The following is a 25,776-nucleotide window of genomic DNA, read 5'->3' on the forward strand; positions in this document are numbered from 1 at the left end:
ACTGCTAAACATCAATGGCCAGCGCCAGCAAAGTGCCAGCCAGCGTAGCACCGAGCTTAGGCCAATTGAGCCGATGCTCAGGGCTGGTTTCAAAAAGAATGGTAGTCGATACGTGGAGAAAATTGCCCGCGACCAGGCCTAGCAGTGCGGCATACAAGCCGCCAGTCATCAGATCCTCCAACACCACATAATTGCTGACTACAATGCCTATGGGCGCGGCCAGCGCAAACAGCACCAGATACGGTAGAGCCCGCTTAAAACTGTGCAGGCGCAACAGCAGTGCTGCCATCAGGGCGAATGCGGCTGGGATGTGGTGCAAGGCTACGCCCCACAGAATCGCATAAAAGTTTTCGTTGGTGAGCGTGGCGTCGGGCTGCTTAATCAGAATACTACCTTCCAGAAAAGAATGGATTACCAGCGAGAACAGGAGCAGAAAAGGCACCTGACCATCATGCGCCGTATTGTGATGAATGTGGCCGTGCTCAACCCCTTGCGAGAAAACTTCCAGCAATAGCTGCCCAAAAAAGCCCCCAGCACATAATAACCGATGCGGTGCATCTCAGTGTTGGGCACCAGCAACAAGGCTTCGGGTAGCAGGTGGGTGATGGTGAGGGTAAACAGATAAGCTCCACTAAACGCCAGCAACGGCTTCATCCACGTGGTGCGGGCCGTAGGCAGCAGACGCGTAAGCAGGCCCGCGCCCAACACGGTTAGAAATAGTAGCAGAACGGCAATCCACATGGGTACTGTATTAATTAGGTATGCACTAATAAAGGGAATAGTGAAGCAGGATATAGCTCTCCTATTGTCGGTCCATCACCCCTATTTTTTTACGATAAAGATCATTCGGGGCTAAGGGCTTCGTTATACGGACCTAGTTGATAGTCGCCCAACACTTCAGCTAAGCGCAGCCCCGCCATCTGAAAATATTCTTCAAAGTTGTCTAAGCTCAGCGCTCGAACCCGCTCCTCGAATTGCTGCTCATACCCGAGCGCATCCTGAAAGCGAATCGTTTTGACGATAAAGCCGTCATCGAGGCGGCGGGTGATGTGGAAGGTGATACCGCTAACGGTTTTCTCTTCTTCGAGTACTAACTCGCGCAACGTGCGCTCAGTATTCATAAAGTCAATCACCATTTTGCCCCCCGGCCGCAACGCCGCTGCTGCCGAGTGCAACGCCACTATGCTTTCTGTCTCGTGAGCGAAATAGCCGAAGCTGGTAAACAGATTGAAGATGAAATCGAACGGCCCAAAAGGCAGCGGATTGCGCATATCATGCACCTGGAAATACAGGTGCTCGTGCGCATATCCCTGCGCGTAAGTGATGCTCTCCGGCGACAGATCGACGCCCGTGACTTCGTAGCCTTTCTGGCTTAGGTAAACCGAGTGACGGCCTTTGCCACACGCCAGATCGAGCAGCTTCGCATCCGGTTTGACCCATAGATGATCCAGCAAAGCATCAATGAAAGCTTTCGCCTCTTCCTCGTTACGGTCGTGGTACAGCAGATGGTAATAAGGGGAGTCAAACCAACTAACAAACCACTCAATAGAAGGGTGCAACATGAATGGATTGGAAGGAGATGCCTGCTGGCCAGACAAGCACTTTTAGAGAGTGCTGATGGACGATATTTGCAACAATGTTACAAATAAAATAACTTTTTCTGGCGGATGCGCTGTCATTATAGCGGCTGTAAGCAAGAGATTTGCCCCCAGAGGTTATTGAGACTAGCAGCTAAAGCAATAGCCGCCGTTGGCACGATACCAACGGCGGCTATTATTAAGTCACTGAATGCAAGCTTCTTAAATAATTAGCGCTGAATCTCACTGCCGTTTGCCATAGTATCGACTTGGCTAGGCTTAGCGTTGATCTTAGCGGCTTCTTCTTTTCTATTGGTGCGTATCGCTTCCTCGGCGTTAGCCGAGATGCTAGCTTCAGCTGAAGGCTTAGGCTTGCCGTCAACTCCTTCTACTGCCGAGCTAACTGGCTTTGGAATCGCGGCGCCTTTTGCTTGGTTGGTTTCGTAGGCCGTACCCTGGTCAAAATTGTCAGACGAACGGGAGCCAGGCGCCACTTGATCGACCGACACTTGCTTGTCGGGACGGAAGGAAGAAGGCTCGCTGCTACAAGCAGACATTAATAAGGCGAGGCTGGCCACGCCAGCGAGCAACAGGTTCTTATTCATAGAGTTAAACTGAGATGAGCTAGATGAAGGCGGAGCAATTACCTGGCTCTCTGCTTTTCCGAGCAGCAAGCCAGCAAACCATTCCACTAAGTAAGGATTACCGACCCTGGGGGCAAATGTTACGCAGCCGGTGCATCAGCGGAGGCTGTTGGTGCGGCCGGCAGCAGGTTTTTGCGGCGCAGCATGGCATCAAACAGCTTTATATCATTGGGCGAATTAAAGATTCGCAAAGGCAACAGCAAGAATACGGGTACATCAAAGGTGCGCGCAATCCAGCGCCGCCAGCCCGCTATCTCACCGGGCGCCTCGCCGGGGCGCAGCCACATTGTAAAGCCCTCAACATCGCGCTGAGCCCGCCCAATCATGTCCCAGCTTAGGTTCATTCCTTGCTTTTCATTCAAGCGGAGCAAAATCTGGCGCTGATCAATCTCGTAGTTAAACCGCTCAAATAGCGGCTTGCTCTGCTCCATCTGCGTCACGCTCGTAATTTGGGCTGAGCGCAGGAGCACAAACAGTACAGTCAGCAGAACCGCCAAGCCTATCCACCACCACGAAGGCCAGATGAGAGCCGGCAACAGCCCAATGGCCAGCGGAATAAGCGCATACCACCACTCCTTTTTCCACACCTGCGTCATGGCCATGCGGGTATAGGTATTGGTGTTCAATTGGTATTTCTTGGTACGGATGGCCAGTGGCGCGGCTCCTTGCGCCTGACGGAAGCTCCGTTGATTTGGTTGCTGCATTAGAGTAATGGGAATTGCTGAATGGGTAAATGGCTAATCTGTGGGGTCTGCGCGGCTCCGATAACCACTTAGTACGCTTTAAGGCTTAAGTCTAAGCTTTTGAGTGAGTGAGTAAGCGCCCCCACGGAAATAAAGTCGACACCCGTGGCGGCCACGGCGGCAATGGTATCTTCCGTAATGCCACCCGACGCCTCCGTAGGAAAACGCCCCCCAATAAGTGCTACCGCCTCCCGCAACTGACTGGGGGCATATTATCGAGCATAATACGGTCGATGCCGCCCGTATCAAGCGCCTCTTGTACTTCAGCCAGAGTACGGGTTTCTATTTCGATGGGTAGCTGGCGGCCCGTGCGCTTTAGATATGCATGCGTCGCTTCAATAGCGGCCCGAATTCCACCAGCGTAATCTACGTGGTTGTCCTTGAGAATAATTTGATCAAACAGACCGTAGCGGTGGTTTACCCCGCCCCAATAAGAACCGCCCATTTCTCACAGAGACGAAAGTTGGGAGTGGTCTTGCGTGTATCGAGCAGCTGGGCACTGGTGCCGTGAATGAGGCTGGTCAGATGCGCCGTGTGTGTGGCAATGCCACTCATACGCTGCATGCAGTTGAGCACAAGCCGCTCAGCCGTCAGGATACTCTGCGAGCGCCCCTCTACGCGAAAAGCAATATTTCCATCTTGAACGCGGGCGCCATCGCTCAGTAGTTCCTCTACTCGCAGATCAGGATCGACAGCACGAAAAATCTGATGCGCCAAGGCAACACCAGCCAGCACGCCTTCATCTTTCACTAATAAATGCGCCCGATTCTGAGCCTCCGCTGGAATAGAAGCAAGAGAAGAATGGTCGCCGTCGCCCACATCTTCGGCCAAGGCCGTGCGGATAAACGTGGATATGGCTTCAGGGGTAAGGTAGGGAGCGTTTTGCACGGTGCAAAAATAGAAAAACCACCTGACAAAGCCTCTGCCCCTTGGGCTCTTCGTACGGCACAAGCCATCAGCGCTTAAATATGCCTGAAAACAATAAACCCAGCATCTGGTCGAAGCTGGGTTTGAAATGTATGGCTAATGTGATAGACCTAAGCTGGTCAGCCTGCGCACTACTCCTTCGTAAAGTTGATAGAGTCGATAACCAAAGCGCCACCGATAGGCTTCATTTGCACAAACACTTGGTAAGAACCGGTTTTGCCAACGTATTTGCCGGCCGCATATTGAATGCTCTCAGCGCTGGTCTTCTGATGATCGTATTCAAAACTAGCCGGAGAGTTTTTGGCGAAGAAGTCCTTCATCACAAACTCGGCTTGGGTAGCACTGTAGCTTTGCTTATCACCATCGAAGGCGAGCTCTACCGTAGGGCCAAAGAATTGCGAAAGGTCACGGGCCGAGCCATTGCGAATTGCCCCCTTAACAGCCCCCAGCGACTCTCCTTGTGCTTGTACTCCAACAGCCAGCAAAGCAAACCATAGAATGGCGCAGAACTGGAGTAGTATTCGTTTCATATAAAAAATTCTTTGTCTGGCTATACTAAGCCGGTTACCCGGCCGTTATTCCTGGGTGAAGTCAATTGTGTCGATGGTGGGTGAGCCACCGCCGGGCTTCATCTTCACGAATACCCGGTAGGTACCCGCTTTGCCCGTGTACTTGCCGATAGCGTACTTGGTTCCCTCATTGCTACTTCCCTGATGTATAAAGTCAAAAGCGGCCGGAGGGTTTTTGGTGAAAAAGTTTTTGAGGGCTGATTCGGCTTCAGCAGCGCTGTAGCTTTTCTTATCCCCATCGTAGCTCAACTCTACTTTAGCACCTAAGTAAGGAGCTAACTCCTGAGCTGACCCATTGCGAATGGCACCCCGAACGGCTCCAAAGGCTTCGCTTTGTGCATAGCTCGCTATGGAGAGTAGTCCTAGCCAAACCAGCAGGCAAGCCCGAAAAACTTTGCGTTTCATACAGTGGAAAAGTACGAAAGTGTTAACTCCAAAACTATGCCAATAGGCGATAAATTGATTTATTCCCCCACTAATTTGCACCAGTCCTAAGATAATTGAAAAGATCTAGGAAGAACACAATCTAGGGTTCGGGTCCCTACCCTTATCTTTGTGGGTATGAACAAACAGGTGCTGCTCGTTATTCTGGATGGCTGGGGTCTGGCTCAAAACAAAGCTGTTTCGGCCATTGATGCTGCTAATACTCCGTTCGTTGACTCCCTTTTTCAACGTTTTCCTCACAGTCGCCTACAAGCTTCAGGTGAAGCCGTAGGCTTGCCCGATGGCCAGATGGGTAACTCGGAAGTAGGGCACATGAATATAGGGGCTGGCCGCGTGGTTTACCAGGATTTAGTCCGAGTCAATAAAGCTATCCGGGAACGTAAGCTAGGAACTATCCCCGCGCTGGAAAAAGCATTTGAGTACGCGCGCACCAATGGCAAGAACCTGCATTTCATGGGGTTACTCTCTGATGGAGGCGTACATTCGCACATCGAGCACCTGAAAGCTCTTTGCACACTGGCGCACGACGCCGATGTGCACAAAGTATTTATTCATGCCTTCACCGACGGGCGTGACACGGATCCGAAAGGCGGCGTAAACTACGTCAACGACTTAGAGAAGCACCTGGAGCGGAATAGCGCCAAGATTGCCACCATTGTGGGGCGCTACTATGCCATGGACCGTGACAACCGCTGGGAGCGGATCAAAGTAGCGTACGACTTGCTGGTAAATGGCAAAGGTACGCCGTCGCAAAATCTGATTCAGAGCATGCTCGACTCTTACAAGGAGGGCGTGACGGACGAATTCCTGCTTCCCATCGTGAAAGTCGGGGCTGATGGTCAGCCGATAGCTACTATTCAGGAAGGGGACGTAGTGATCTGCTTTAACTTCCGCACCGACCGTGGCCGGGAAATCACGCAGGCGCTTACCCAGCAGGATTTCCATGCGTTCAACATGCACCGGCTCAATCTGCATTATCTCACTCTCACGAACTACGACGCCACCTTTGTAGGGGTGACGCCGATTTTTGAGAAGGATAATCTGGACGACACATTAGGCCAAGTATTGGCTGAAGCGGGCAAAACGCAGATTCGGATAGCCGAAACGGAGAAGTATCCGCACGTAACGTTTTTCTTTTCGGGTGGCCGCGAAACGGTATTTGCGGGCGAAACCCGCATTATGCGCCCTTCTCCCAAGGTTGCCACCTACGACCTGAAGCCGGAGATGAGTGCCTACGACCTGCGCGACGCGCTGGTGCCGGAGTTGCTAGCTCGATCAGCTGACTTTGTGGTACTCAACTTCGCTAACCCCGATATGGTAGGTCACACGGGCGTCTTTGAGGCAGCAGTGAAAGCTGTAGAAACCGTAGATTCCTGCGCTAAAGACGTAGTAGAGGCTGCTTTAGCCAGTGACTATGCCTGTATCATTATTGCCGATCATGGCAACGCTGATATGATGATCAACCCCGACGGCACTCCGAATACGGCGCACACAACTAATTTGGTGCCCTGCATTTTGGCGGATACTACGTACCGTGGTACACTGGCCGATGGGAAACTCGGCGACATTGCGCCTACTGTATTAGCCCTAATGGGAATACCCCAACCGGCTGTTATGACGGGCCAGTCGCTACTGCAACCCGCTGCCATCAGTACTGCGAATGCGTAAGGCGTCCTCCTGGCTGCTGGGATTACTTGCTCTTGCTTCGGCTTGCGGAACTGAAGCAGCGGGCCCCACTCCGACGAAGGAGACGCGTAAGCCTATGTATTTCGATATCAAGGCTTTTCTGGACGCTCAAACTCAGGAACTAACCCAGCGTAATCCGGCGGTGGAAAAGCGTGTGGAGCTACGTGGGGGGCAAATGGAGACGACGCGCGTGCCTGAAGTAGACTGGAGCAAGGAGCTACAAATCTTCTACCAAGCCGATATCAATAAGCCAGCGCTGCGCGGTGCTTATGCCGTCGATTCGGTAGCTAAGGGCGATACCCTGCGGCGGACTTACAGCCGCAAAACAGGCATTGACAATGCTGTAGAGCGCATCACGGTTTTGTCGGTAGTCGCCACTCCAGCTGTAGCCCAGGAAATTACGGCCACACTTACGCAGGATAATCCGCTATTTTTTTCGCAAAAGCGCGTGGTGATGCACACTACAGATGGGCGCTTGTCCGACTATCAGGTGAAAGGTGTGCAAAAGCTGGTGCTATTCGATACGTTGCGCTATTCGGCAGCTGGGCGCGTACTGAAATAGCATAGGAGGCAAACTTTGCGCCTTGGTATTCAACATCTTTGAGCATAGGCGCTACATCTTAGAGTTGATTTTCTTTGCCACAGAAGCCGGAACTGCTATACTGCTTCTGCATTTCTTCCGTACGCATCGCTACCACTTCTCTCCTCCTTTCTGGTCAAACCATCATCTATGAAAAAAGCCCCCCAATTCCTGTTACCATCATGGCGCACGCTTGCTTTCCTGCTTCCGCTGGCGGTGGGCAGCGCTTGCCAGAGCAAGACATCTACAAACGAATCGGCCACCACTCCAGCCGACTCCACGGCAACTGCTTCTACCGATTCTGCTAGCGCGAAAAAGTACCTGAACAAGCCGCTGATTTCGGAGATTTATACGGCTGACCCTTCCGCGCACGTGTTCAATGGCCGCATCTATATCTATCCGTCGCATGACATTGAAACGGGTATGCCGGAGAATGACAACGGCGACCATTTTGCCATGCGCGACTACCATATTCTGTCCATGGACAGCATTGGCGGCAAGGTCACGGACCACGGCGTGGCGCTGGATATCAAAGATATTCCTTGGGCCGGGCGGCAGCTTTGGGCACCGGATGCGGCCTTCAAAAATGGCACCTATTACCTCTATTTCCCGGTAAAGGATAAGCAGGATGTTTTCCGCATTGGCGTAGCTACCAGCAAATCGCCAACGGGCCCTTTCAAGGCGCAACCCAAGCCTATAGAAGGTAGCTTGAGCATTGACCCAGCCGTGTTTACGGATACGGACGGCAAGTCCTATATGTACGTGGGAGGCATTTGGGGCGGCCAGCTCCAGCGCTGGCGCACCGGTAAATACGATGCCAGCAAGCCCAAAGAACAGGAACCTGCCCCGAATGAGGAGGCCGTGGGTCCGCGGGTAGCGCGCCTGAGCAACGATATGCTAAGCTTCGCGGAGCCCGTAAAGGAAGTAAAGATTGTAGGCAAAGATGGCAAGCCCTTTTTGTCGGGCGACAACAAGCACCGCTTCTTTGAAGGCGGCTGGATGCACAAGTATAACGGCAAGTACTACTTCTCCTACTCCACCGGCGACACCCACTTGCTCGCGTATGCCACTGGCGACTCTCCTTACGGCCCTTTCACTTACCAGGGCGTCATTATGAACCCTGTAGAAGGCTGGACAACTCACCACTCCATTGTGGAGGTTGACGGCAAGTGGTACATCTTCTACCATGACACCGAACTATCAGGCAAAACTTGGCTGCGCAACGTGAAAGTAACCGAGCTAAAGCGCAAGCCCGACGGCAGTATTGAAACGATTAATCCGTAAGCGGCTGCTTAGTAGCAAACAAAAAAAGTCCCCCACTTTGACAGTGGGGGGCTTTTTTTGTTTGCTCTATCTTCTACTCAAAGATGTGTGTGGCCTACTTATTTGCTGGCCATGCCCATCAGCGTGGCTACCACCCACCGTCGCCCACCGTCGTTGCGGTGCTCACCCAAATAAATTCCCTGCCAAGTTCCCAATGCTAACCGCCCATCGGTGATGGGTATGCTCACGGTCGTGCCGAGAAGCGCTGCTTTCAAATGGGCTGGCATATCATCGGGGCCTTCCTGAGTATGGCGGAAGTAGGCAGCGTTTTCGGGCGCTATACGACTAAAGAACGACTCGAAGTCTTGTCGTACCGTGGGGTCCGCATTTTCATTAATACTCAGGCTGGCGGACGTATGCTGAATAAAAAAGTGCGCAGTTCCTACTTTAATTCCTTCCAGCTCCGGCAATTCCGCCGTAAGCAAGTCGGTGATAAGATGGAAGCCCCGCCGCACAGCGGGAAGGCGCAGACGTTTTTGAAACCAAATCATAAGACAAACTATGGATTCAAGCGCTCGTAGGCACCGATGTCGGGAGCGGCAGCCGCCCGGGGCTTATTGAGCAAATCGCGGGCGAGCAAAGGGGCGAGCAGAGGACGATTGCTGGCCGGCGAAAGCGTATCGAGACGATAGTCGAAACGGTTGCCCCGAGGCCGATCGGGCCGGCTATAGAAATTTGGGTCCTTATTGAGGATATTGTCGGTGCCAGTTCCGCCAAAGCCGGGCTGAGAAGCGGCGCCTGGTCCCTCGTAGACCCTGGTACGGAGCAGGCTATTGCGAACCGTAATCTGATTCGTGTAGCGGCTTACGTTTTCAAACCCCAGCTCATCTACGTTATCGCCCCAAACAATGGAATTCAAAATACTTACCGTAGGCAGCACCGACGGGCCGGGCTGGCCATTCGCCAGCGTAAGCACATCGGAAAACACCAGCGAAGGATTGGGCCGCACAAAGCCGCGCGTATAGTTGGCGATGGTGCAGAAGTTGAGCGCGAAATTGCCCCCCTGCAAGCCCCGAACCGCAAACTCACCGCAGTTGGTGAGCAGACAATTGCGCAGGGTGAAGTCGCCGGAAAAGCTCAGAATGCCGGCGCCATCGAAGCTGGCGCTACCACTAGCAAAGTTGAGACTGGCCCCGGAGATATTCTTGATAATAGTATTCTCGACCAACACATTAGGCCGAGGCTGGCGGTTCTCAGGATTGAATACCAGTAACCCAAATCCGGCATTCTTGATTTCGGCATAGCGGACCACGTTGCCTTGGCTGGTAGCATCAAACTGAATGCCTCGCCACTGGCCGGGAATATCTCGGTAAGCCGCTTCGAGCCTGTCGCCGGCGAAGCGTACGAAGCGGGGGTCTTCGGGCTTCAACTCTTCATTGGGGGCCAAATCCGGGTTTACCAGCAAGCGCCCTCTGATTACAATCCCCGACCCAGCGTGCACATACACGCGAGCGCCGGCCTCAATGGTGAGCGTGCACCCCGCATCAACCCGCACGAAATCATAGATGACGTGGGGCTTATCGTTCCGCCAGACGGTATTGCAAGCCAGTGTTTCGGCCGTATGGAAGTAGGCGTTCTGGCCGTAAGCTACCAGCGCTACTTGCTGCTCATTGCCGTTAGTGCGAAACTGCACTTGGTCTTCTATCAGAAACGGGGTGTTTTCCGCCCCCGGTCCTAGTTTCGCCTTTACTAGCAACAGCAAACTATCACGGCCCCGAATCTCCACGTCCTGTGCCAATGGCCCAGTAGCGCCGCTGACAGTTAGCGTATAGGGTGAGTTGGCGGTTTTTAGGCCGATTTGCTCCACTAGCACGGCTCGGCGGTTGCGGTTATACACCCACAGACGCTTCGTGACGGTGCCCGTTTGCACGAATATGGTGTCGAAAACCAGCGTATCGGCCGAAAACTCTAGGCGGGCACTGGAGTCGCGCGTTACAATTTCTTCCTTCGGCTCACAGCCGGGCAGCAAGGCTGCGAAGCTCAACAGAATGAGTAGAATGGGAAAGAATAAGCGCACGAATCAACTAGATAAGTAGTAATCAAACTTAAAAAGCCCCCCGGTGAGTGTTCTCTCACAGAAAACACTCACCGGGGGGCTTTTTATACGTTTACGATACGCCTTCTTTCAAACGCTCCGCGCTTTCGGCAATCCGCAGCTGCTCCACGAAATCGTCGATGTTGCCTTCCATCACGCTGGCTAGGTTATACACCGTGTAGCCAATGCGGTGGTCCGTAACCCGACCCTGTGGGTAGTTGTACGTGCGAATCTTGTCGGAACGGTCGCCGCCGCCGATCATGCTTTTGCGCTGGGCACCTTCAGCTTCGTTTTTCTTAGCTAGCTCTATTTCGTAGATGCGTGAGCGCAACACTTGCAGGGCTTTATCGAAGTTTTTGAGCTGCGACTTCTGGTCTTGGCATTGAGCTACTAAGCCCGTAGGCAAGTGAGTGAGGCGCACGGCTGAGTAAGTCGTGTTTACCGATTGTCCCCCAGGACCCGACGACATGAACAAGTCCTTGCGCACATCATTCATATCGATTTCTACGTCCAGTTCTTCCGCCTCCGGCATTACTACGATGGAAGCCACAGACGTATGAATACGGCCCTGCGTTTCGGTGGCGGGTACGCGCTGCACGCGGTGTACGCCGCTCTCAAACTTGAGCTTGCCGTACACATCTTCGCCTTTCACCGACAGAATAATCTCTTTGTAGCCGCCGCTGGTGCCTTCGGTAGCGTCAATCAGATCCATGCGCAGGTTTTGCTTTTCAGCGTAGCGCATGTACATCCGCTGCAAGTCGCCGGCAAATATGGCCGCCTCGTCGCCGCCGGCCCCAGCCCTGATTTCCATGATTACGTCCTTGGAATCGTTGGGGTCTTTGGGCAGCAGCAGGTCTTTTATAACGGTTTCTAAGCGCTCCTGCTCGGGCATCAACTCGTCGAGTTCAGCCTTCGCCATCTCGCGGAAATCTTCGTCCTTTTCCGTGGATATAACTGCGCGGGCACCCTCAATATTAGAGAGCACCTCCTGGTATCTGCGATACTCAGCTACAATGCGGCCAAGGTCTTTGTATTCTTTATTGAGGGATTTGTAGCGCTTCATGTCGCTCATCGCCTCGGGCTGCATTAGCTGCTCATTCACGTCGTCGTAGCGCTGGCGAATGGCCTCCAGTTTTTCTAGCATCTTGCCTTCAGAGAATTATATTAGGACTGCAAAGGTACTGAAAACAAACAGGCCACGCGAACGACAAGTTGCATTGCACTAGGAAAGCTAACGCGACAATAGCACGTTCAACTTGCTTCTTTAACAATAATATAAAGCTCATTAAATATTATCCTTTCCGGAAAATCCCTACTTTACCGTCGTAAGTCTGTACCAATGACCGCACTTTCCAGTTTCAACGACGTATTTTTTGCTCTGGGGGCTTTTTTCCCGCGCCCACCATTGGCTACACAACAGGTATTACAACCCGCTAGACGGGCTGCGCTACCTCTCCTTGCCTTGATGTTCGCAGCCCGTCGCCGGCCGCTTCCTGACCCGAAGCCAAGCCGGTCCCGACGGGCTTTTTCGTGTCCTTTAGCTTCTGTCTTATGCAGGTTCTCAAATTTGGAGGAACGTCGGTGGCCACGGCGGCCAATCTTCAGCGCGTCGCGCAACTCGTCGAAACCGCTGCCCAGCACACGACTACCGTGGTTGTGGTATCGGCCCTCGGCGGCACTACCGATGCCCTGATCGAAGCCGGGCGCCTGGCCGCGGCGGGCTCGACGCACTATCGCACGCAGCTGCAGCGCCTCGAAGACCGGCACTTAGGCGTGGTGCGGGATTTACTGCCCATCTCGGAGCAAAGCGCGGTGCTCAGCTTGGTCAAAACCCACTGTAACGAGCTGGACAGCATCTGCGACGGCATATTTGCCTTGGGTGAGTTATCCGACCGCACGCTCGACCGGCTGATGAGCTTCGGCGAAATATTGTCGTCGCGGCTGCTGGCCGCCTATCTTAAAGCGCAGGGCGTCGCTCACCTCTGGCAGGACAGCCGCCAGCTCATCCGCACCGATTCGCGCCACGGCTTCGCAACCGTAGATAGCGAAACGACCAACCAGCAGATTCAGGCGTTTGTGGCGGCGCAGCCCTGTCAGATGTATGTCGTGCCGGGCTTTATTGGCAGCGATGCGCAGGGCGTTACCACCACGCTGGGCCGCGGCGGCTCCGATTATACGGCCGCTATTTTTGCGGCGGCACTGGCGGCGGAGCGACTGGAAATATGGACCGATGTGAGCGGCATGATGACCGCCGACCCACGCCTGGTAACGCTGGCCCGGCCTATCCCGCGCATCTCTTACCAAGAGGCCATGGAGCTGTCGCACTTCGGGGCGAAGGTATTGTATCCGCCTACGGTTCAGCCGGTAAGAAGCCAGGGCATTCCGCTCTGGATCAAGAACACATTTGCCCCCCAGGACGAAGGCACGCTGGTAGAAGTGAATCCGCCGGCCAATAAGGATGTCGTGCGGGGCCTGTCGAGCATTGCGCAGTTGGCCTTGCTCAACCTAGAGGGCAGCGGCATGGTAGGCATTCCGGGGTTCTCGCGGCGGCTGTTCGGGGCACTGGCCCAGCAGCGCATCAACGTGATTCTGATTACCCAAAGCTCCTCGGAACACTCCATCTGCGTGGCTGTCCGCGCCGCCGATGCCGAGCAGGCGCAAAAGTCTGTAGATGAGGAATTTGCCGCAGAAATAGCAACGGGCAAAGTAGAGCCGCTGCGCTGCGAAAACGACTTGGCTATTGTGGCCTTGGTAGGCGATAACATGCGCAATCACCCCGGTATCAGCGGACGCATGTTTAGCGCCTTGGGCCAGAATGGGGTGAATATCCGCGCTATTGCCCAGGGCTCGTCGGAGCGCAACATATCGGCCGTCATTCGGGCCACTGATGTGCGCAAGGCCATCAACGTGCTGCACGAGGCGTTTTTCGAGGCTACGGCGAAGCAGGTAAATCTGTTTGTGGCGGGTGTGGGCAACGTGGGGGGCAAATTACTGGAGCAAATGGCCCGCCAGCAGGAATGGCTGCGCGAGAAGCTTCGGCTGAATTTGCGCGTGGTAGGCTTAGCGAACAGTCAGCGCTTTGTATTGACCGAAAACGGCGGCATTGCGCTCGACGATTGGCAGGCGGCGCTGGCGCAAGGGCAGCCGCTTGATTTGGCGGAGGTCGTTCGGCAGCTTCACGAGCTGAATCTGCGCAATACCGTTTTTGTGGATGTAACGGCCAGCGCCGAGGTAGCGCAGATTTATGCGGCGCTGCTGGAGAAAAGTGTGGCGGTGGTAGCCTGCAATAAGGTGGCTTGCTCCTCAGACTATGCGAGTTATGCCCAGCTGAAAGAGTTGGCGCGGGAGTTCAACGCGGAGTTTCTGTTCGAAACCAATGTAGGCGCCGGTTTGCCCATTATTGGCTCGCTCAACGACCTACTCCGCAGCGGCGACGAGGTGCGGCGCATCGAAGCAGTGCTGTCTGGCACGCTCAACTTCGTTTTCAACCACTACGATGGCACCGTTCCCTTTGCCGATGTGGTCCGACAGGCGCAGGCCGAAGGCTACACGGAGCCAGACCCACGCCTCGACCTCAGCGGCACCGACGTAGCGCGTAAAATTTTGATTTTGGCCCGGGAAGCCGGCCAGGAAATGGAGCTGACCGATATTCACAACGAGTCATTCCTGCCGGCTTCCTGCCTGGAAGGAGATGTAGAAGCGTTTTACCAGCAGCTGGCCGTACACGAAGCTCATTTCCGTAGTCTGTATGATACGGCAGCGGCCCAAGGCCAGCGGCTGAAGTTCGTGGCGCGCTACGCCGACGGGCAGGCCAGCGTTGGATTGCAAGGCGTGGCGCCGGGCCATGATTTCTACGTGTTGCAGGGCAAAGACAATGCGGTGCTGTTCTTCACCAATCGATATTCGGAGCAGCCGCTGGTGGTGAAAGGGGCCGGCGCGGGCGCTGATGTCACGGCCTCAGGCGTTTTCGCCGATATTATTCGGGCCTCACGGGCGTAGCGACGCATACTGGTGCCTTGCCTCAGCCTGATTACGCTTGCTCTTTTCTATTCCCCAACTTTCGCAACGATTGAGATGCGTATTCGCATCTCTCCCCTTTTCTTATGCCTATTTCTGATTTTCTGACGCTGTACTCGCCGGCTACGGTTGCTAATATGGTATGTGGGTTCGACATACTGGGCTTTGCCCTGGAAGCGCCTTACGATACCATGCACATGCGCCTCACCGACCAGCCGGGCGTAGTAATTACGCATGAGGACGACTTCCAGCTCCCCACCGAACCCGCGCGCAATGTGGCTGGGGCCGCCTTGCTGGCCTTGCTGGAAGCAGCCCCAGCGGGTACGGGCTTCGAGGTGCGCATCAATAAAGCTATTCTGCCGGGCAGCGGCATTGGGAGTAGCGCGGCCAGCGCGGCCGGGGCCGTAGTAGGCGCCAATAAGCTGCTGGGGGCATTTTTTCGCCGGAAGAGTTGGTTCGGTTCGCCATGTTTGGGGAAGAAGTGGCCTCCGGTGCCCAGCACGCCGATAATATTGCGCCCGCTATCTATGGCGGCGTCACGCTTATTCGTGCTACGGAGCCGATCGATGTGGTGCCGCTGTCGGCGCCTCCGCTGCACGTGACGGTCGTGCACCCGCAGATTGAGGTGCGCACCGCCGACGCCCGCCAGATGCTTAAGCAGCAGGTATCATTGAAATCTGCTATCCACCAGTGGGCCAACGTGGCTGGACTGGTAGCCGGACTTTTAAAGGCAGATTACCAGCTGATTGGCCGCTCGCTCGAAGACGTTATTGTTGAGCCAGTCCGCAGTATTCTAATTCCGGGGTTTGCGGCCGTGAAGTCGTGTAGCTTGGAAGCGGGGGCTTTGGGCGGTGGCATTTCGGGCTCCGGGCCGTCCATTTTTATGTTGAGTGAAGATGAAGCCACAGCCCAGGCAGTAGCCAGCGCTATGCGGGCGGTATATGAAAAGCTGAGCGTTGATTTTCATATCCACGTCAGCACCATTAATTCAGTTGGCGTGCGCTTTAAGCAATAGCCCAGCCTGTCCAATGTGCGGTTCCAGAGCCGCCACCGACAATTAAACTCGCCTTAGTTTATGCGCTATTATAGCCTCAATAAGCAAGCTCCGTCCGTTGATTTTCAGGCCGCTACCATTGCCGGCCAGGCCCCCGACGGCGGCTTATATTTTCCGGAGCAGGTTCCAAAGTTCTCGCCCGATTTGCTCAACAACCTCAAAACGATGCCGCGGGCGGAGGTGGCGTTTGAGGTTATTTGGCCGTATGTGGGAAATACCATTCCGGCTGATGTACTGCGCACGATCTGCGCGGAAACCGTGGATTTCGAGTTCCCACTGGTGCCCGTGACCGAGCGGATAGCCGCGCTGGAGCTGTTTCATGGCCCGACGCTGGCTTTTAAGGATGTGGGTGCCCGGTTTATGAGCCGCTGCCTTGGCTACTTTTCGCGGCAGCAAAAAGCGACCATTACCGTGCTGGTGGCAACCTCCGGCGACACGGGCGGGGCCGTAGCCGACGGATTTTTGGGTGTAGAAGGCGTGGAAGTCGTTATTCTGTATCCGTCGGGCAAAGTAAGTCCGTTGCAGGAGCTGCAGTTGACTACGCTGGGCCAAAACATCACGGCGCTGGAAGTGCGCGGTAACTTCGACGACTGCCAGCGCCTCGTGAAGCAGGCTTTTCTCGACCCCGCAGTAGCCGCGCACCGGCAGCTCACCTCGGCCAATTCCATCAATGTAGCCCGCTGGCTGCCTCAGCAGTTTTATTACTGCTACGCCCTGCAACAATGGACGCAAAAAAGCCCCCAGTGGTGGCGGTGCCCAGCGGCAACTTTGGTAACATCTGCGCTGGCCTGCTCGCCCACGCGTCGGGGTTGCCTATCGGGCACTTTGTGGCGGCTTGCAACGCCAATTCAGCCGTAGCCGACTACCTGCGCACGGGCACTTTTACCGCCCGCACGGCCGTCGTCACGCTTTCTAACGCAATGGACGTAGGTAACCCCAGCAACTTCGGCCGCATCCTAGAACTGTTTGGGCAAAGCCACCCAGATATCAGTCAGTTGGTGAGTGGGGCAATTATTTCCGATGAGCAGACGAAAGAAACCATCCAGCGCGTGTATCAGGAATCGGGCTATTTGCTGGATCCTCACGGCGCAGTTGCGTTGAAGGCACTAGAAGATTATCTCACTGACCACCCTACTGACCAAGGCATTTTCCTGGAAACAGCGCACCCAGTGAAGTTTCCAGAAGTAGTAGAGCCCGTTATTGGAGCCGTAGTGCCGGTACCAACCGCAGTGCAAGGCCTGCTGAGCCGGACTAAGCGCAGTATCCTACTAGAGCCGGAGTACGCTGCTTTGCAGGAGTTTTTGCTCCGATAAAATTGTTGGCGAAACCTGGAGGTGGGGTAGCAGGTAGTTAGTGCGCTGGTTATCCTTTCTTTGCTGTGCCGACTTACTCTTTCCACATGCGCTATGGTTTCCGCCCGCTTGCCGGGGCTTTTCTGCTTCTTTCCGCCCTGCTGAGCGCTTGTAGCGCCGATCAGATAGAGCACATCAAAGACGGGAAGAAAATTGCCATCAAGCTGGAAAACATGGCGGTAAAGCGCATTATGCCCGCCGATCTGCTGCGCGCCACGCGCTGGGCCGGCGACTCGCTCACCAGCCACGCCGACCGCGAATTGCGCCGCGTACTGGACGAAAAGCTAGCCAGCGGCGGCGTAGCGGCGGCTCTCCCCTACTGCCGCCCCGAAACATTTGCTTCCGTCGATTCGCTGGCGAAGGTACTAGAGGCCGCACCGCGCCGCCTGAGCCAGCAGGCGCGCAACCCGCAGAACCAAGCAAATTTGCCCCCCAGCCAGCTTCGGCCGGATACTACGCGCCTCGTGAGCAGATTGAACATGGAGCAGTTTAGCTACCAGCGCCCTCTCACCCTCAACGACCAGCAGTGCCTACGCTGCCACGGCACAGTAGGCAGGGATATTAGCGCCGCCGATTACGCTCTGATTAAGCAGCGGTATCCGGCGGATAAGTCCACGGGGTTTCGGCTGGGCGAGCCGATGGGCGTGTGGCGGGTGCAGCTGCAGCGGACGGGCGTCGCGGAGCACTACACCATGAGAACGCGCAAGATTATGAAGCCGCGCCCGAAGCTGTTTTAGCCAAATTTGCCCCCCAGCCTTACTTTTCAACAACCTATGTCTACTACTGCCCCTGTTATCATTGTTGGAGCTGGTTTGGCTGGCTTGGCTTGCGCTAATTACCTACACCGCGCCGGCCGGCCGGTGCTAGTGCTGGATAGCGCCAATGCCGTGGGGGGCCGGGTACGCACCGATGTCACGCCCGAAGGCTTCCGGCTCGATCGGGGCTTTCAGGTGCTGCTCACCCGCTACCCGGAAGTAGAGCGCCTCCTCGACTATGGCGCGGCCGACTTAAGAGCCTTTCGCTCCGGGGCCGTAATTCGCCTGGCCGATGGTAGCGAAACAACCCTGCAAAATCCCTTACAGAAGCCCTTCGCAGCTTTTTCAGCCCTAACGTCGCCTATCGGGTCACTCACCGATAAGCTGCGGATTGTGCAGCTAGCGCTCGATGTACGCGCCCAAACGAGCCAGCAGCTATTAGCGCGCCCCGCCACCGACACGCTCACCTTTCTGCGGCGCTATGGCTGGAGCGAGCAAATCATTGACACCTTTTTCCGGCCCTTTTTCGGTGGCGTTTTCCTCGATCGTTCTCTGAGCACGGCCAGCAATTTCTTCGAGTTTGTCTTTCAACAGTTCGTCATCGGCGAAGCCGTGGTACCGGCCCTAGGCATTCAGCAAATCCCCGAGCAGTTAGCGGGTCGCCTGCCCGCGGGTAGTGTGCGGCTGAATACGCCCGTGGAAGCCGTGGGGGGCAATTTTGTGCAACTCAGCAATGGCGACACGCTGGAAGCAAGCGCCGTAGTGGTAGCCACCGACGGCGAGGCGGCCACCCACCTTTTGCCCCCCAACCCGCACGCCGCCCCAACAGTAGCCTGGCGGCGCACCACCTGCACCTACTTCGCGGCAAACCGCTCCCATGGCCGCGGCGACGGCTTGCTCCGCCTAAACGCCGCCCCTAATTCCTTGGCGCACAATATTAGCTTCCCCAGTGATATAGCACCCGAAATTGCCCCCCAAGGGCGCACGCTGGTATCGGTAAGCACCCATGGCGAGCACGGCCTCGACGAGCAAGCTCTTACCGAGCGCTTACGCCAGGAACTCACGGCCTGGTTTGGTTCGGAAGTAGCTAAGTGGCAGCATTTACGCACTTATCACATTCCGTACGCGCTACCGGTTTACGCGGCTGGCCAAGCGCCCCAGCAGGAGTTGCGGGTAGCTGATGGCTTGTACCGTTGTGGCGATTATGCGGCTTATCCTTCGCAGAATGCGGCGCTGGCTACGGGCCGCCAGGTGGCCGAGCTGTTATTAGCAGGCTAGTAGCCATTCTATAAACAAAGACGTTCGCTAAGGAATAGCAACCAGGTAAACGACGCTGTCTCATTCAAATAAAAAGCCCGGCTCCATGCGGAACCGGGCTTTTCTGTAGGAAGCAAGGGTCAGCTTATTTCGCTTTCTCGCTCTTCTCTTTGATTTTCATCTTTTTGCCGTCCTCTTTCATCTTCCGCTTGGCCTTTTTATCCGTGGCCGGCGCCGCTTCGGGCGCGGCGGCTGCCGGGGCGACCACGTTGTAGGAAGCGGACATGTCGGCTTTCACCGGGTTGCCATCCAGGTCCAGCTCGATGACTTCGTAGCCCAGCTTCTGCAACTCCGGCAATTGCTGCTTGTCGCCGGTCACCACCAGCACCATGCTCTCTAGGGGCAGATACTTCTCGGCACTAGCCTTCACGTCTTCTTTCGTGAAGTTCTGTAGGATCTCCGTTTGCTTCTTCAAGTAATCCGGCGTCAGGTCGTACTCCAATAAACGACCCAGGAAGGCGGCTTTCTGCTGGCCGGTCTCGTAGAGACGCGCATCGCTCTGACCCACCGACGACTTAAGGAACGCCAACTCTTCGTCCGTAATCCCAGTCTTGCGGTAGTCCTCAATCTCCTTCACGAACTCCTTCACCGACGCAGCCGTAGCATCGGCCCGCACGCCAGCAGCGGCCGTAAACGGCCCAGCGTAGCGGCTACCGGAGTAACCCGAGCGGGCCCCGTAGGTGTAGCCTTTGTCTTCGCGCAGGTTCAGGTTGATGCGCGAGTTGAAAGCGCCGCCCAGAATATAGTTAGACAAATACGCCTTATAGTAATCGCCGGTGGCGTCGTAGGGCAAAGCCAGGTAGCCAATACGGATTTCCGATTGGGCGGCCCCGTCCTTATTCACAAAGTAGAGCTTGGTCTTGTCTGGCTTGGCAGCCACGGTCATGGCCGGTAGCGCTACCTCCTTGCGGCTCCAATTCTCTAAGAAGCTCAACTTCGGCATGAGTACTTTTTGGTCCACGTCGCCGACAGCCACCAAATGCGAGATGTTGGGGGCGTAGTTTTTCGCATAAAACTGCTTCACGTCTTCCAGTGTGATATTCTGCACCGAGTTCTGCGTGCCGCTAGTGGGAATACTCATGATATCATCGGCCCCATAAAGCAGACGACTGTACGTCTTGTCGGCGATGACCACGGGTTGCGTGTTCTGGTTGGCAATATTTTCCAGCGTCTGCTTCTTGATGCGGGCGAAGTCGGCCGCATCGAAGCGCGGACGCATCAAGCGCTCCTCCACCAAGGCCATCGTCTGGTCCAGATTTTTGGTCAGCGACTGTACATATACCGTCGTGTTGTCGGCGCCGGCGCTTACTTGCACCGTGCTGCCTAGGCGGTCGAGGGCGGCACTAAACTCCTCCCCGGTGTACTTCTGCGAGCCTTCGTTGAGCATGGCTGCCGTGAGCGAGGCGATGCCCGCTTTGGTGCGGTCGGCTTGCTCTAAGCGATGCCCACCGCGAATGGTGAGCAGCATCGTCACCGACGGGATTTCCGTGTTGCGGGTGCCCATTACGCGCAAGCCATTTTTGAATTGCTCCTGCCATACGGCCGGCACCTGTACCACTGGGTTTGCGCCGCCTTTCGGCTGCTGGCTGCGGTCAAACGTGTCCTTGGCCTTCACGTAAGTCAGGCCTTTGTAGATGTCAGCCGGAGCTTTGTAGCCTTCTTTCGAGATAGTATAGTTGTCGGCCTTCGCCAATAGGTTAGGCGCTGTTTTCGGCACTACACTCAGAACTACCGCTTTTTTGCCCTTGATATACTGATTGTAGACGCGCACCACATCGGCTTTGGTCAGGGCGCGCAATTGCTTCAACTCTTCCGGCAAGCGGTTGGGGTTGCCCGTATACGTTTGGTAAGCGGCCAGCTGCGATACTTTGCCGCTCACGCTGGCCAGGCTATTGATTCTGTCAGCCTCACTACTTGACTTGAAGCGCTGCACTTGCTCATCCGTGACACCAGTTTTCTCAAACTCGGCCAGCGTTTGCCGCACCAGTACTTCCATGCTGTCCAGGCCTTTGCCCGGAAAGCTCAGGGCCGTAATGCCAAACTCACCGGCCAGTTCAGAAGAACGGTTAGAAACCGAAGCCTGTACCGCTTTCTGGCTCTTAACCAGGTTTTTATACAGCAAGGAGTTCTTACCCCGTCCCATGATTTCGGCTAAGGCGTCGAGGGCAACTTCGTCGGGGTGGTACTGCGGGACGGTCGGAAACACCATTTGCAGCATGGGGAAGCGCACGTTGTCCTGGTAGCTCACGTAGCGGTCGGCCGTCAGCTTGGGGGCGGGCAGCTTCATGTTCTCTACGGCCGGACCGCGGCCGATAGAGCCGAAATACTTCTCCACTAGCTTCACCACGTCGGCGGGCTTCACGTCGCCGCCTACGGTAATCGTAGCGTTGTTGGGGCCGTACCAGCGCAGGAAGAAATTCTTCAAGTCATTGACGTCCGAGCGGTCCAGGTCTTCGAGGTAACCAATGACATCCCAGGAATAGGGATGACCATACGGATACAGCGCTTGGTATATCGTTTCGCGCGCTCTACCATAGGGCTGATTGTCGACTCTTTGACCTCGTTCGTTCTTTACCGTAGAGCGCTGAACCTCAAATTTTTGTTGCGTTACGGCGTCCAGCAGAAAGCCCATGCGGTCCGCTTCTAGCCACAGTGCCGTTTCGAGCTGATTGTTCGGGACCGTCTCAAAATAGTTAGTCCGGTCGCGGTTAGTGGTGCCGTTGAGTGTACCACCCGAAGACGTGACAGTTTTGAAGTGCTGCTCGTCGGCCACGTTGTCGGAGCCCTGAAACATCATGTGCTCGAAGAAGTGGGCAAAACCCGATTTACCGATTTCTTCCCGCCCCGAACCGACGTGATACGTTACGTCGACGTGTACCAGTGGGTCGCTGTGGTCTTCGTGCACGAGCAACGTCAGGCCGTTGGGCAACAGGTATTTCTCGTAAGGGATAACTAGCTCGGTGCCTTTGCGAGTCACTTTTTCCACCAGCTTGGTGCCCCCGGGTGCGGGCGCTGGCTTGGTGGTTTTCTTAGGAGCTGGGGTTTGTTGCGCCACCACCGGATTCATCGCCAGTGTGAGGCCCAAGCCCAGCAGCCAAAATGATTTTGGGGTCATAAAAAGTACTTTACTACTGCGTGTGAGAAAAAGGAAGGGTGAGCAAAGACACAGTGCTATACCCTTAGGACGCACGTGCTCAGACTTAAGATTACCAGTTTTTTACCATAATCCCGAAATCAGACTGGTCTGGGGGGCTTTTCGCACGCAATCTTCCAGAGGCTAAAGCTTATTTCTGCTGTTCTGACTAAGCTTATCCAGCAAAAGCCAGAGCAGAAGCGCTCCTGTTAGAAGATCATAATCTTTTGAGGGCGTATAGCTGTTAAGATCCAACAAGCGCGGATATGCCGGTATCTTCGCAGGCTATTTGGCGCTATGCTCTCCCTCGACCTCGACTTTCTACGTCTTTCTTATCGGCCCGATTTACAACTGCTTTTTCTGCGTTGGACGCGGCCCGTATCTACGGCCGAGCATCAGCAGGGATACACGGCCGCACTGCATCTGGCGCGTTCGGCTGGTGCGGGGCAATGGCTGATCGATTTGCGCAGCCGCGGACTGGCATCGGCCGAAGATTTTGCCTGGGTTTTAACTGAGTTTCGGACCCGAATGGGTGCCGCACTACCGCATGTTTCGCGGCGTATTGCTTACCTAGTGACGCCTTATCATAGCGAGCTTATCCGGGAACGCCTGGCTTTGCTGGAGCCAACTTATCCGGTGGCCGTACAGCAAGGCGCGGCCATTCAGGTGTTTACCGAAGAGCAGCCCGCGCAGCAGTGGCTGCATATGGGCGGCGCCTAATTTGCCCCCCAACGCTGTTTTTAACTTTATACTCAGCGCTACTCAATTACAATAAGGCCTAGCCTTCCGCCCAGCGGTAGCGCCGCTCTTTCCACTGAATATAGCTCGGCCATAGCGTATAGCTCAGCACAGCTACCGACATCACCGATAGATACACCTCGTAGAGCAGCAGCACTGCCAAGGTTTCGCGGCGCCCGACTTGGCGTAGAGTGATGTGCAGGAATACTGTCTGCAAGGCCAGCTTGGCGCTGAATATACTGAGCACGACCGCAGGAGTAAACAAGCCAGGCCAGTACAGCACCATATAAAACAGGCCGTATAAGCTAAATAAAACGGAAAGTTGCCAGGGCAGGCGCGTGGCGCCTTTCATCCAGCGCTTGCGCTGACGCAGCAGGTGCATCACCGTCGGTTGGGGCACTGATACACCCAGCGTGCGCCGATCCATGAGGTTGCGGTAGCCCCATCCTTGGGCCACGATTTGGGCAAACAGCTGCAAGTCCTCGGTAATGCTGAACGCCAGCGCCTCGTAGCCCCCAATCGATTCGTACGCTTCGCGGGTGACGAGCATGTTGTTGCCCACTGCGGTTACGGGCTGGCCCATCTCGGTTAGCAAGCGGATGATATTCAAGCCAAACAGCCAGTCGAGGCCCTGCAAGCGACCGAATAAGCTGCCATCGGCCGTGGTGGCGCCCGTCACGACGCCCACGCCAGCAGGGGCAGCAGCCAGCATTGTCTGAACCCAATCCGGCGCCAGCGCCATATCGGCATCCGTAATTAGGAAAATATCAGCGGTGGCAGCCCGACTCAGGTGAGCCAACACGTTACTTTTACCCTTAGCCGTGCCCAGCCGGTGCCGAATGGGCATCAGCTTGAACTGCGGTTTATTTGCAATGAAGCGCTGCACAACGCCCATCGTATTATCCGTGGAAGCATCGTCGCCGATCAGGATTTCGAGCTGTTCGGGTGGGTAGTTGAGGCGGGTGAGGGAGGTGAGGCAGCGCTCAATAGTTGCTTCTTCGTTGCGGGCCGCAATTAGAATACTCACTTTCGGCCGCGCTGCACTCAGTGGCGCAATGGGTTGTATGCGAAGTACGCGGAGCAAAATGAGCGCACATAAAGCGAAGAACAACCCAAAGAAAACCCAAGCAATAACCATAAACTACCCTTTTTAATGCAACAGGCCGCGCTCAACTGCGCAGGGCAGGAATGCGGCCGTATAACTTAAAAGAATACGGTCATCTTTGGGGTTAACGTTGCTGCGTAAATGCTGATTTTAAAGCCTGATATTCACGTACTAATACGGAGCCGCCCCGACGATTTTTAGTGTCTCCGTCAGCTACAACTCCATAAAAAAGCCCCCCAACGGCCTTACAAAGGTGCTGGGGGGCTTTTTTTATCAGATCGTTTTAAAGACGCGGGTCGGTTTCCACGGGCGCATCGTAGGCGGGAGTATCCAATACAACCGGCTCGGAAGTGGGGATACGCACATCATCGGCATCATCTACGCGCAGGGTAAGCAGGCCAGAGATGATCATAGAAATGCCCCCAGCACGAGTGTATATACCGACTCGCCGGCAAATACATTCTTGGTGAAGAAGCCAAGTATAAGACCGGCTACTACCTGCGGAATCACGATAAAGAAGTTAAACACGCCCATGTAATAGCCCATTTTGTTGGCGGGCAGCGCGCCAGCCAACATAGCATAAGGCACCGACAAAATACTGGCCCAGGCAACTCCCACTCCTACCATCGACAGCAGCAGTAGGCTTGGGTCTTGAATAAAGTAAATCGAAATCAGCCCTAGCCCGCCAGCTACTAAGCACAGCATATGCGTGAAGCGGCGGCTGGTAGCACGTGCAAGGTAAGGCAGCAGTAAGGCCGCAATTGCTGACACGCCATTATACACGGCAAAGCAAATGCCCACCCAGTCGGCGCCTTCGTTGTAGAGTTTGGAAGTGGCATCGGTAGTGCCGTAGATGTGGCTGGTAACGGCGGGCGTGGTATAAATCCACATCGAGAACAAAGCCAGCCAAGAAAAGAACTGCACGATAGCCAGCTGACGCATGGTTTTGGGCATGGCAAAAATGCCCGCGAAGGACTCGCGCACGCCATTGAGGAAGCCAGCGTTGCGACGTTTATCCTCTTCAAACTCTGCCATGTTTTCGGGTGGATACTCGCGCGTACGCAGCACCGTCCAGAGCACGGCCAGAAAGAACGCGGCCCCACCCATATAGAATGCATACTTCACCGACTGCGGGATTTGACCGGCTGGCGCGGTATTCGGAACGTCAAACCAGTTGGTAAACATCCACGGCAACGATGAGGCAACTACCGCCCCAATGCCAATAAAGAACGTTTGGGCCGCAAAACCCGTCGTGCGCTGCTCCGAAGGCAGCAAGTCGCCCACCAGCGCGCGGAAAGGCTCCATGCTGATATTGATGCTGGAGTCCATAATCCAGAGCATACCAGCGGCCATCCACAGGGCTGTTACATTGGGCATGGCCAACAACGCCAGCGAGGCTAAAACAGCCCCCACGAGGAAGAACGGCCGACGACGGCCCCAGCGCGGGCTCCAAGTACGGTCGGAGAGGTAGCCAATGACAGGCTGCACCAGCATACCCGTCACGGGAGCGGCTAGCCATAGAAAGGCGATGTTGTCGGCGTCGGCCCCCATCGTTTCGAAGATGCGGCTTACGTTGGCATTCTGGAGCGCAAAGCCAAACTGAATGCCCAGAAAGCCGAAGCTCATATTCCAGATTTGCCAGAAGCTCAGGCGAGGTTTTTCGCGGGTACTAGAGGTGGCTACAACGGGGCTGCTTGCCATGGTAGGTGGGAAAGTTGGTGGGAGCGTATTATGTAGGTCAAAAACTCATGCTCACTCTTCCTGTATCAGCCTGACG

22 protein-coding genes and 3 pseudogenes are annotated in these 25,776 nt (G+C 55.3%); 10 read left to right on the plus strand and 15 right to left on the minus strand.

Annotated features, from left to right (window positions below; all coding sequences use genetic code 11):
- Positions 1–4: 4 nt before the first annotated feature.
- The 8 genes and pseudogenes from EPD59_RS22995 to EPD59_RS20835 all read right to left on the minus strand — a co-directional run bounded on the left by EPD59_RS22995 (position 5) and on the right by EPD59_RS20835 (position 4,865).
- Complete coding sequence (locus tag EPD59_RS22995) at positions 5–442, minus strand: ZIP family metal transporter (protein ID WP_240731543.1); 438 nt, start codon at positions 440–442, stop codon at positions 5–7.
- Entirely contained in the window at positions 412–741 is a 330-nt protein-coding gene (locus EPD59_RS23000) for a hypothetical protein (protein WP_240731544.1), read from the minus strand. The genes EPD59_RS22995 and EPD59_RS23000 overlap by 31 nt, the downstream gene beginning before the upstream one ends.
- A 101-nt stretch (positions 742–842) precedes the next feature.
- A complete protein-coding gene (locus tag EPD59_RS20810) occupies positions 843–1,562 on the minus strand; it encodes a class I SAM-dependent methyltransferase (protein WP_133274454.1) in 720 nt (239 codons plus the stop codon).
- 245 nt (positions 1,563–1,807) lie between these two features.
- Entirely contained in the window at positions 1,808–2,182 is a 375-nt protein-coding gene (locus tag EPD59_RS20815; RefSeq protein WP_133274455.1) for a hypothetical protein, read from the minus strand.
- A 119-nt stretch (positions 2,183–2,301) separates the two neighbouring features.
- A complete protein-coding gene (locus EPD59_RS20820) occupies positions 2,302–2,925 on the minus strand; it encodes a hypothetical protein (protein WP_133274456.1) in 624 nt (207 codons plus the stop codon).
- 68 nt (positions 2,926–2,993) lie between these two features.
- Positions 2,994–3,852: pseudogene (gene nadC, locus EPD59_RS20825) on the minus strand (carboxylating nicotinate-nucleotide diphosphorylase).
- A gap of 170 nt (positions 3,853–4,022) precedes the next feature.
- Positions 4,023–4,421, minus strand: coding sequence for a DUF4783 domain-containing protein (locus tag EPD59_RS20830; protein WP_133274457.1), 399 nt, complete (start codon positions 4,419–4,421; stop codon positions 4,023–4,025).
- 45 nt (positions 4,422–4,466) lie between these two features.
- Positions 4,467–4,865, minus strand: a complete 399-nt coding sequence (locus EPD59_RS20835) for a DUF4783 domain-containing protein (RefSeq protein WP_133274458.1) — start codon at positions 4,863–4,865, stop codon at positions 4,467–4,469.
- Between the two features lie 156 nt (positions 4,866–5,021).
- Between EPD59_RS20835 and gpmI the strand changes: the two genes are divergently transcribed.
- From gpmI to EPD59_RS20850, 3 genes are all read left to right on the plus strand, one after another.
- A complete protein-coding gene (gpmI, locus tag EPD59_RS20840) occupies positions 5,022–6,572 on the plus strand; it encodes a 2,3-bisphosphoglycerate-independent phosphoglycerate mutase (RefSeq protein WP_133274459.1) in 1,551 nt (516 codons plus the stop codon).
- Positions 6,565–7,152, plus strand: coding sequence for a hypothetical protein (locus tag EPD59_RS20845; RefSeq protein WP_133274460.1), 588 nt, complete (start codon positions 6,565–6,567; stop codon positions 7,150–7,152). Before gpmI ends, EPD59_RS20845 begins: the two co-directional genes overlap by 8 nt.
- 168 nt (positions 7,153–7,320) lie before the next feature.
- Entirely contained in the window at positions 7,321–8,454 is a 1,134-nt protein-coding gene (locus EPD59_RS20850) for a glycoside hydrolase family 43 protein (protein WP_133274461.1), read from the plus strand.
- 98 nt (positions 8,455–8,552) lie between these two features.
- Here EPD59_RS20850 and EPD59_RS20855 read toward each other — a convergent pair whose 3' ends face one another.
- From EPD59_RS20855 to prfA, 3 genes are all read right to left on the minus strand, one after another.
- Positions 8,553–8,984 carry a secondary thiamine-phosphate synthase enzyme YjbQ gene (locus EPD59_RS20855; RefSeq protein ID WP_205703456.1) on the minus strand — a complete coding sequence of 144 codons (432 nt, stop codon included), beginning with the start codon at positions 8,982–8,984 and terminating at the stop codon, positions 8,553–8,555.
- A gap of 8 nt (positions 8,985–8,992) precedes the next feature.
- Positions 8,993–10,510: a hypothetical protein gene (locus EPD59_RS20860; protein ID WP_133274462.1), complete on the minus strand. Its 1,518-nt coding sequence runs from the start codon at positions 10,508–10,510 to the stop codon at positions 8,993–8,995.
- A 91-nt stretch (positions 10,511–10,601) separates the two neighbouring features.
- Entirely contained in the window at positions 10,602–11,672 is a 1,071-nt protein-coding gene (gene prfA / locus EPD59_RS20865; protein ID WP_133274463.1) for a peptide chain release factor 1, read from the minus strand.
- Between the two features lie 407 nt (positions 11,673–12,079).
- On the opposite strand from prfA, the gene thrA reads away from it, so the two are divergent.
- The 6 genes and pseudogenes from thrA (at position 12,080) to EPD59_RS20890 (ending at position 18,984) form a co-directional block, all read left to right on the plus strand.
- Positions 12,080–14,527, plus strand: a complete 2,448-nt coding sequence (gene thrA, locus EPD59_RS20870; RefSeq protein WP_133274464.1) for a bifunctional aspartate kinase/homoserine dehydrogenase I — start codon at positions 12,080–12,082, stop codon at positions 14,525–14,527.
- A 215-nt stretch (positions 14,528–14,742) separates the two neighbouring features.
- Positions 14,743–14,919 (plus strand): annotated as a pseudogene (locus EPD59_RS23005) (hypothetical protein); the annotation flags it as partial.
- 92 nt (positions 14,920–15,011) lie between these two features.
- Positions 15,012–15,560, plus strand: a complete 549-nt coding sequence (locus EPD59_RS22020) for a homoserine kinase (protein WP_205703457.1) — start codon at positions 15,012–15,014, stop codon at positions 15,558–15,560.
- 60 nt (positions 15,561–15,620) lie between these two features.
- A pseudogene (gene thrC, locus EPD59_RS24260) lies at positions 15,621–16,912 on the plus strand (threonine synthase).
- Between the two features lie 65 nt (positions 16,913–16,977).
- Positions 16,978–17,688, plus strand: a complete 711-nt coding sequence (locus tag EPD59_RS20885) for a c-type heme family protein (RefSeq protein ID WP_133274465.1) — start codon at positions 16,978–16,980, stop codon at positions 17,686–17,688.
- A gap of 36 nt (positions 17,689–17,724) precedes the next feature.
- Positions 17,725–18,984, plus strand: a complete 1,260-nt coding sequence (locus EPD59_RS20890) for a protoporphyrinogen/coproporphyrinogen oxidase (RefSeq protein WP_133274466.1) — start codon at positions 17,725–17,727, stop codon at positions 18,982–18,984.
- A gap of 124 nt (positions 18,985–19,108) precedes the next feature.
- Here EPD59_RS20890 and EPD59_RS20895 read toward each other — a convergent pair whose 3' ends face one another.
- Positions 19,109–22,138, minus strand: a complete 3,030-nt coding sequence (locus EPD59_RS20895) for a M16 family metallopeptidase (protein ID WP_240731545.1) — start codon at positions 22,136–22,138, stop codon at positions 19,109–19,111.
- 315 nt (positions 22,139–22,453) lie between these two features.
- Here EPD59_RS20895 and EPD59_RS20900 point away from each other — a divergent pair, with 315 nt between their 5' ends.
- Complete coding sequence (locus tag EPD59_RS20900; RefSeq protein ID WP_133274467.1) at positions 22,454–22,876, plus strand: hypothetical protein; 423 nt, start codon at positions 22,454–22,456, stop codon at positions 22,874–22,876.
- Between the two features lie 58 nt (positions 22,877–22,934).
- On the opposite strand, the gene EPD59_RS20905 is transcribed toward EPD59_RS20900, so the two are convergent.
- The 3 genes from EPD59_RS20905 to EPD59_RS20910 all read right to left on the minus strand — a co-directional run bounded on the left by EPD59_RS20905 (position 22,935) and on the right by EPD59_RS20910 (position 25,700).
- Positions 22,935–24,032, minus strand: a complete 1,098-nt coding sequence (locus EPD59_RS20905; RefSeq protein WP_133274468.1) for a glycosyltransferase — start codon at positions 24,030–24,032, stop codon at positions 22,935–22,937.
- A gap of 250 nt (positions 24,033–24,282) precedes the next feature.
- Positions 24,283–24,411 (minus strand): hypothetical protein, encoded by a 129-nt coding sequence (locus tag EPD59_RS23965; RefSeq protein WP_317128422.1) that lies wholly within the window; start codon positions 24,409–24,411, stop codon positions 24,283–24,285.
- The gene (locus tag EPD59_RS20910; RefSeq protein ID WP_317128423.1) at positions 24,408–25,700 is read right to left on the minus strand and encodes an MFS transporter; all 1,293 of its coding nucleotides are present in this window, start codon (positions 25,698–25,700) and stop codon (positions 24,408–24,410) included. Before EPD59_RS20910 ends, EPD59_RS23965 begins: the two co-directional genes overlap by 4 nt.
- Positions 25,701–25,776: the final 76 nt, after the last annotated feature.

This window comes from Hymenobacter radiodurans (assembly GCF_004355185.1).
Lineage (GTDB): Bacteria > Bacteroidota > Bacteroidia > Cytophagales > Hymenobacteraceae > Hymenobacter > Hymenobacter radiodurans.

Coding starts and splice junctions, on each gene's coding strand:
- EPD59_RS23000 (WP_240731544.1), bottom strand. CDS start 741: ATGTGGATTGCCGTTCTGCTACTATTTCTAACCGTGTTGGGCGCGGGC.
- EPD59_RS20810 (WP_133274454.1), bottom strand. CDS start 1,562: ATGTTGCACCCTTCTATTGAGTGGTTTGTTAGTTGGTTTGACTCCCCT.
- EPD59_RS20815 (WP_133274455.1), bottom strand. CDS start 2,182: ATGAATAAGAACCTGTTGCTCGCTGGCGTGGCCAGCCTCGCCTTATTA.
- EPD59_RS20820 (WP_133274456.1), bottom strand. CDS start 2,925: ATGCAGCAACCAAATCAACGGAGCTTCCGTCAGGCGCAAGGAGCCGCG.
- EPD59_RS20830 (WP_133274457.1), bottom strand. CDS start 4,421: ATGAAACGAATACTACTCCAGTTCTGCGCCATTCTATGGTTTGCTTTG.
- EPD59_RS20835 (WP_133274458.1), bottom strand. CDS start 4,865: ATGAAACGCAAAGTTTTTCGGGCTTGCCTGCTGGTTTGGCTAGGACTA.
- gpmI (WP_133274459.1), top strand. CDS start 5,022: ATGAACAAACAGGTGCTGCTCGTTATTCTGGATGGCTGGGGTCTGGCT.
- EPD59_RS20845 (WP_133274460.1), top strand. CDS start 6,565: ATGCGTAAGGCGTCCTCCTGGCTGCTGGGATTACTTGCTCTTGCTTCG.
- EPD59_RS20850 (WP_133274461.1), top strand. CDS start 7,321: ATGAAAAAAGCCCCCCAATTCCTGTTACCATCATGGCGCACGCTTGCT.
- EPD59_RS20855 (WP_205703456.1), bottom strand. CDS start 8,984: ATGATTTGGTTTCAAAAACGTCTGCGCCTTCCCGCTGTGCGGCGGGGC.
- prfA (WP_133274463.1), bottom strand. CDS start 11,672: ATGCTAGAAAAACTGGAGGCCATTCGCCAGCGCTACGACGACGTGAAT.
- thrA (WP_133274464.1), top strand. CDS start 12,080: ATGCAGGTTCTCAAATTTGGAGGAACGTCGGTGGCCACGGCGGCCAAT.
- EPD59_RS22020 (WP_205703457.1), top strand. CDS start 15,012: ATGTTTGGGGAAGAAGTGGCCTCCGGTGCCCAGCACGCCGATAATATT.
- EPD59_RS20890 (WP_133274466.1), top strand. CDS start 17,725: ATGTCTACTACTGCCCCTGTTATCATTGTTGGAGCTGGTTTGGCTGGC.
- EPD59_RS20895 (WP_240731545.1), bottom strand. CDS start 22,138: ATGACCCCAAAATCATTTTGGCTGCTGGGCTTGGGCCTCACACTGGCG.
- EPD59_RS20900 (WP_133274467.1), top strand. CDS start 22,454: ATGCTCTCCCTCGACCTCGACTTTCTACGTCTTTCTTATCGGCCCGAT.
- EPD59_RS20905 (WP_133274468.1), bottom strand. CDS start 24,032: ATGGTTATTGCTTGGGTTTTCTTTGGGTTGTTCTTCGCTTTATGTGCG.
- EPD59_RS23965 (WP_317128422.1), bottom strand. CDS start 24,411: ATGATCATCTCTGGCCTGCTTACCCTGCGCGTAGATGATGCCGATGAT.
- EPD59_RS20910 (WP_317128423.1), bottom strand. CDS start 25,700: ATGGCAAGCAGCCCCGTTGTAGCCACCTCTAGTACCCGCGAAAAACCT.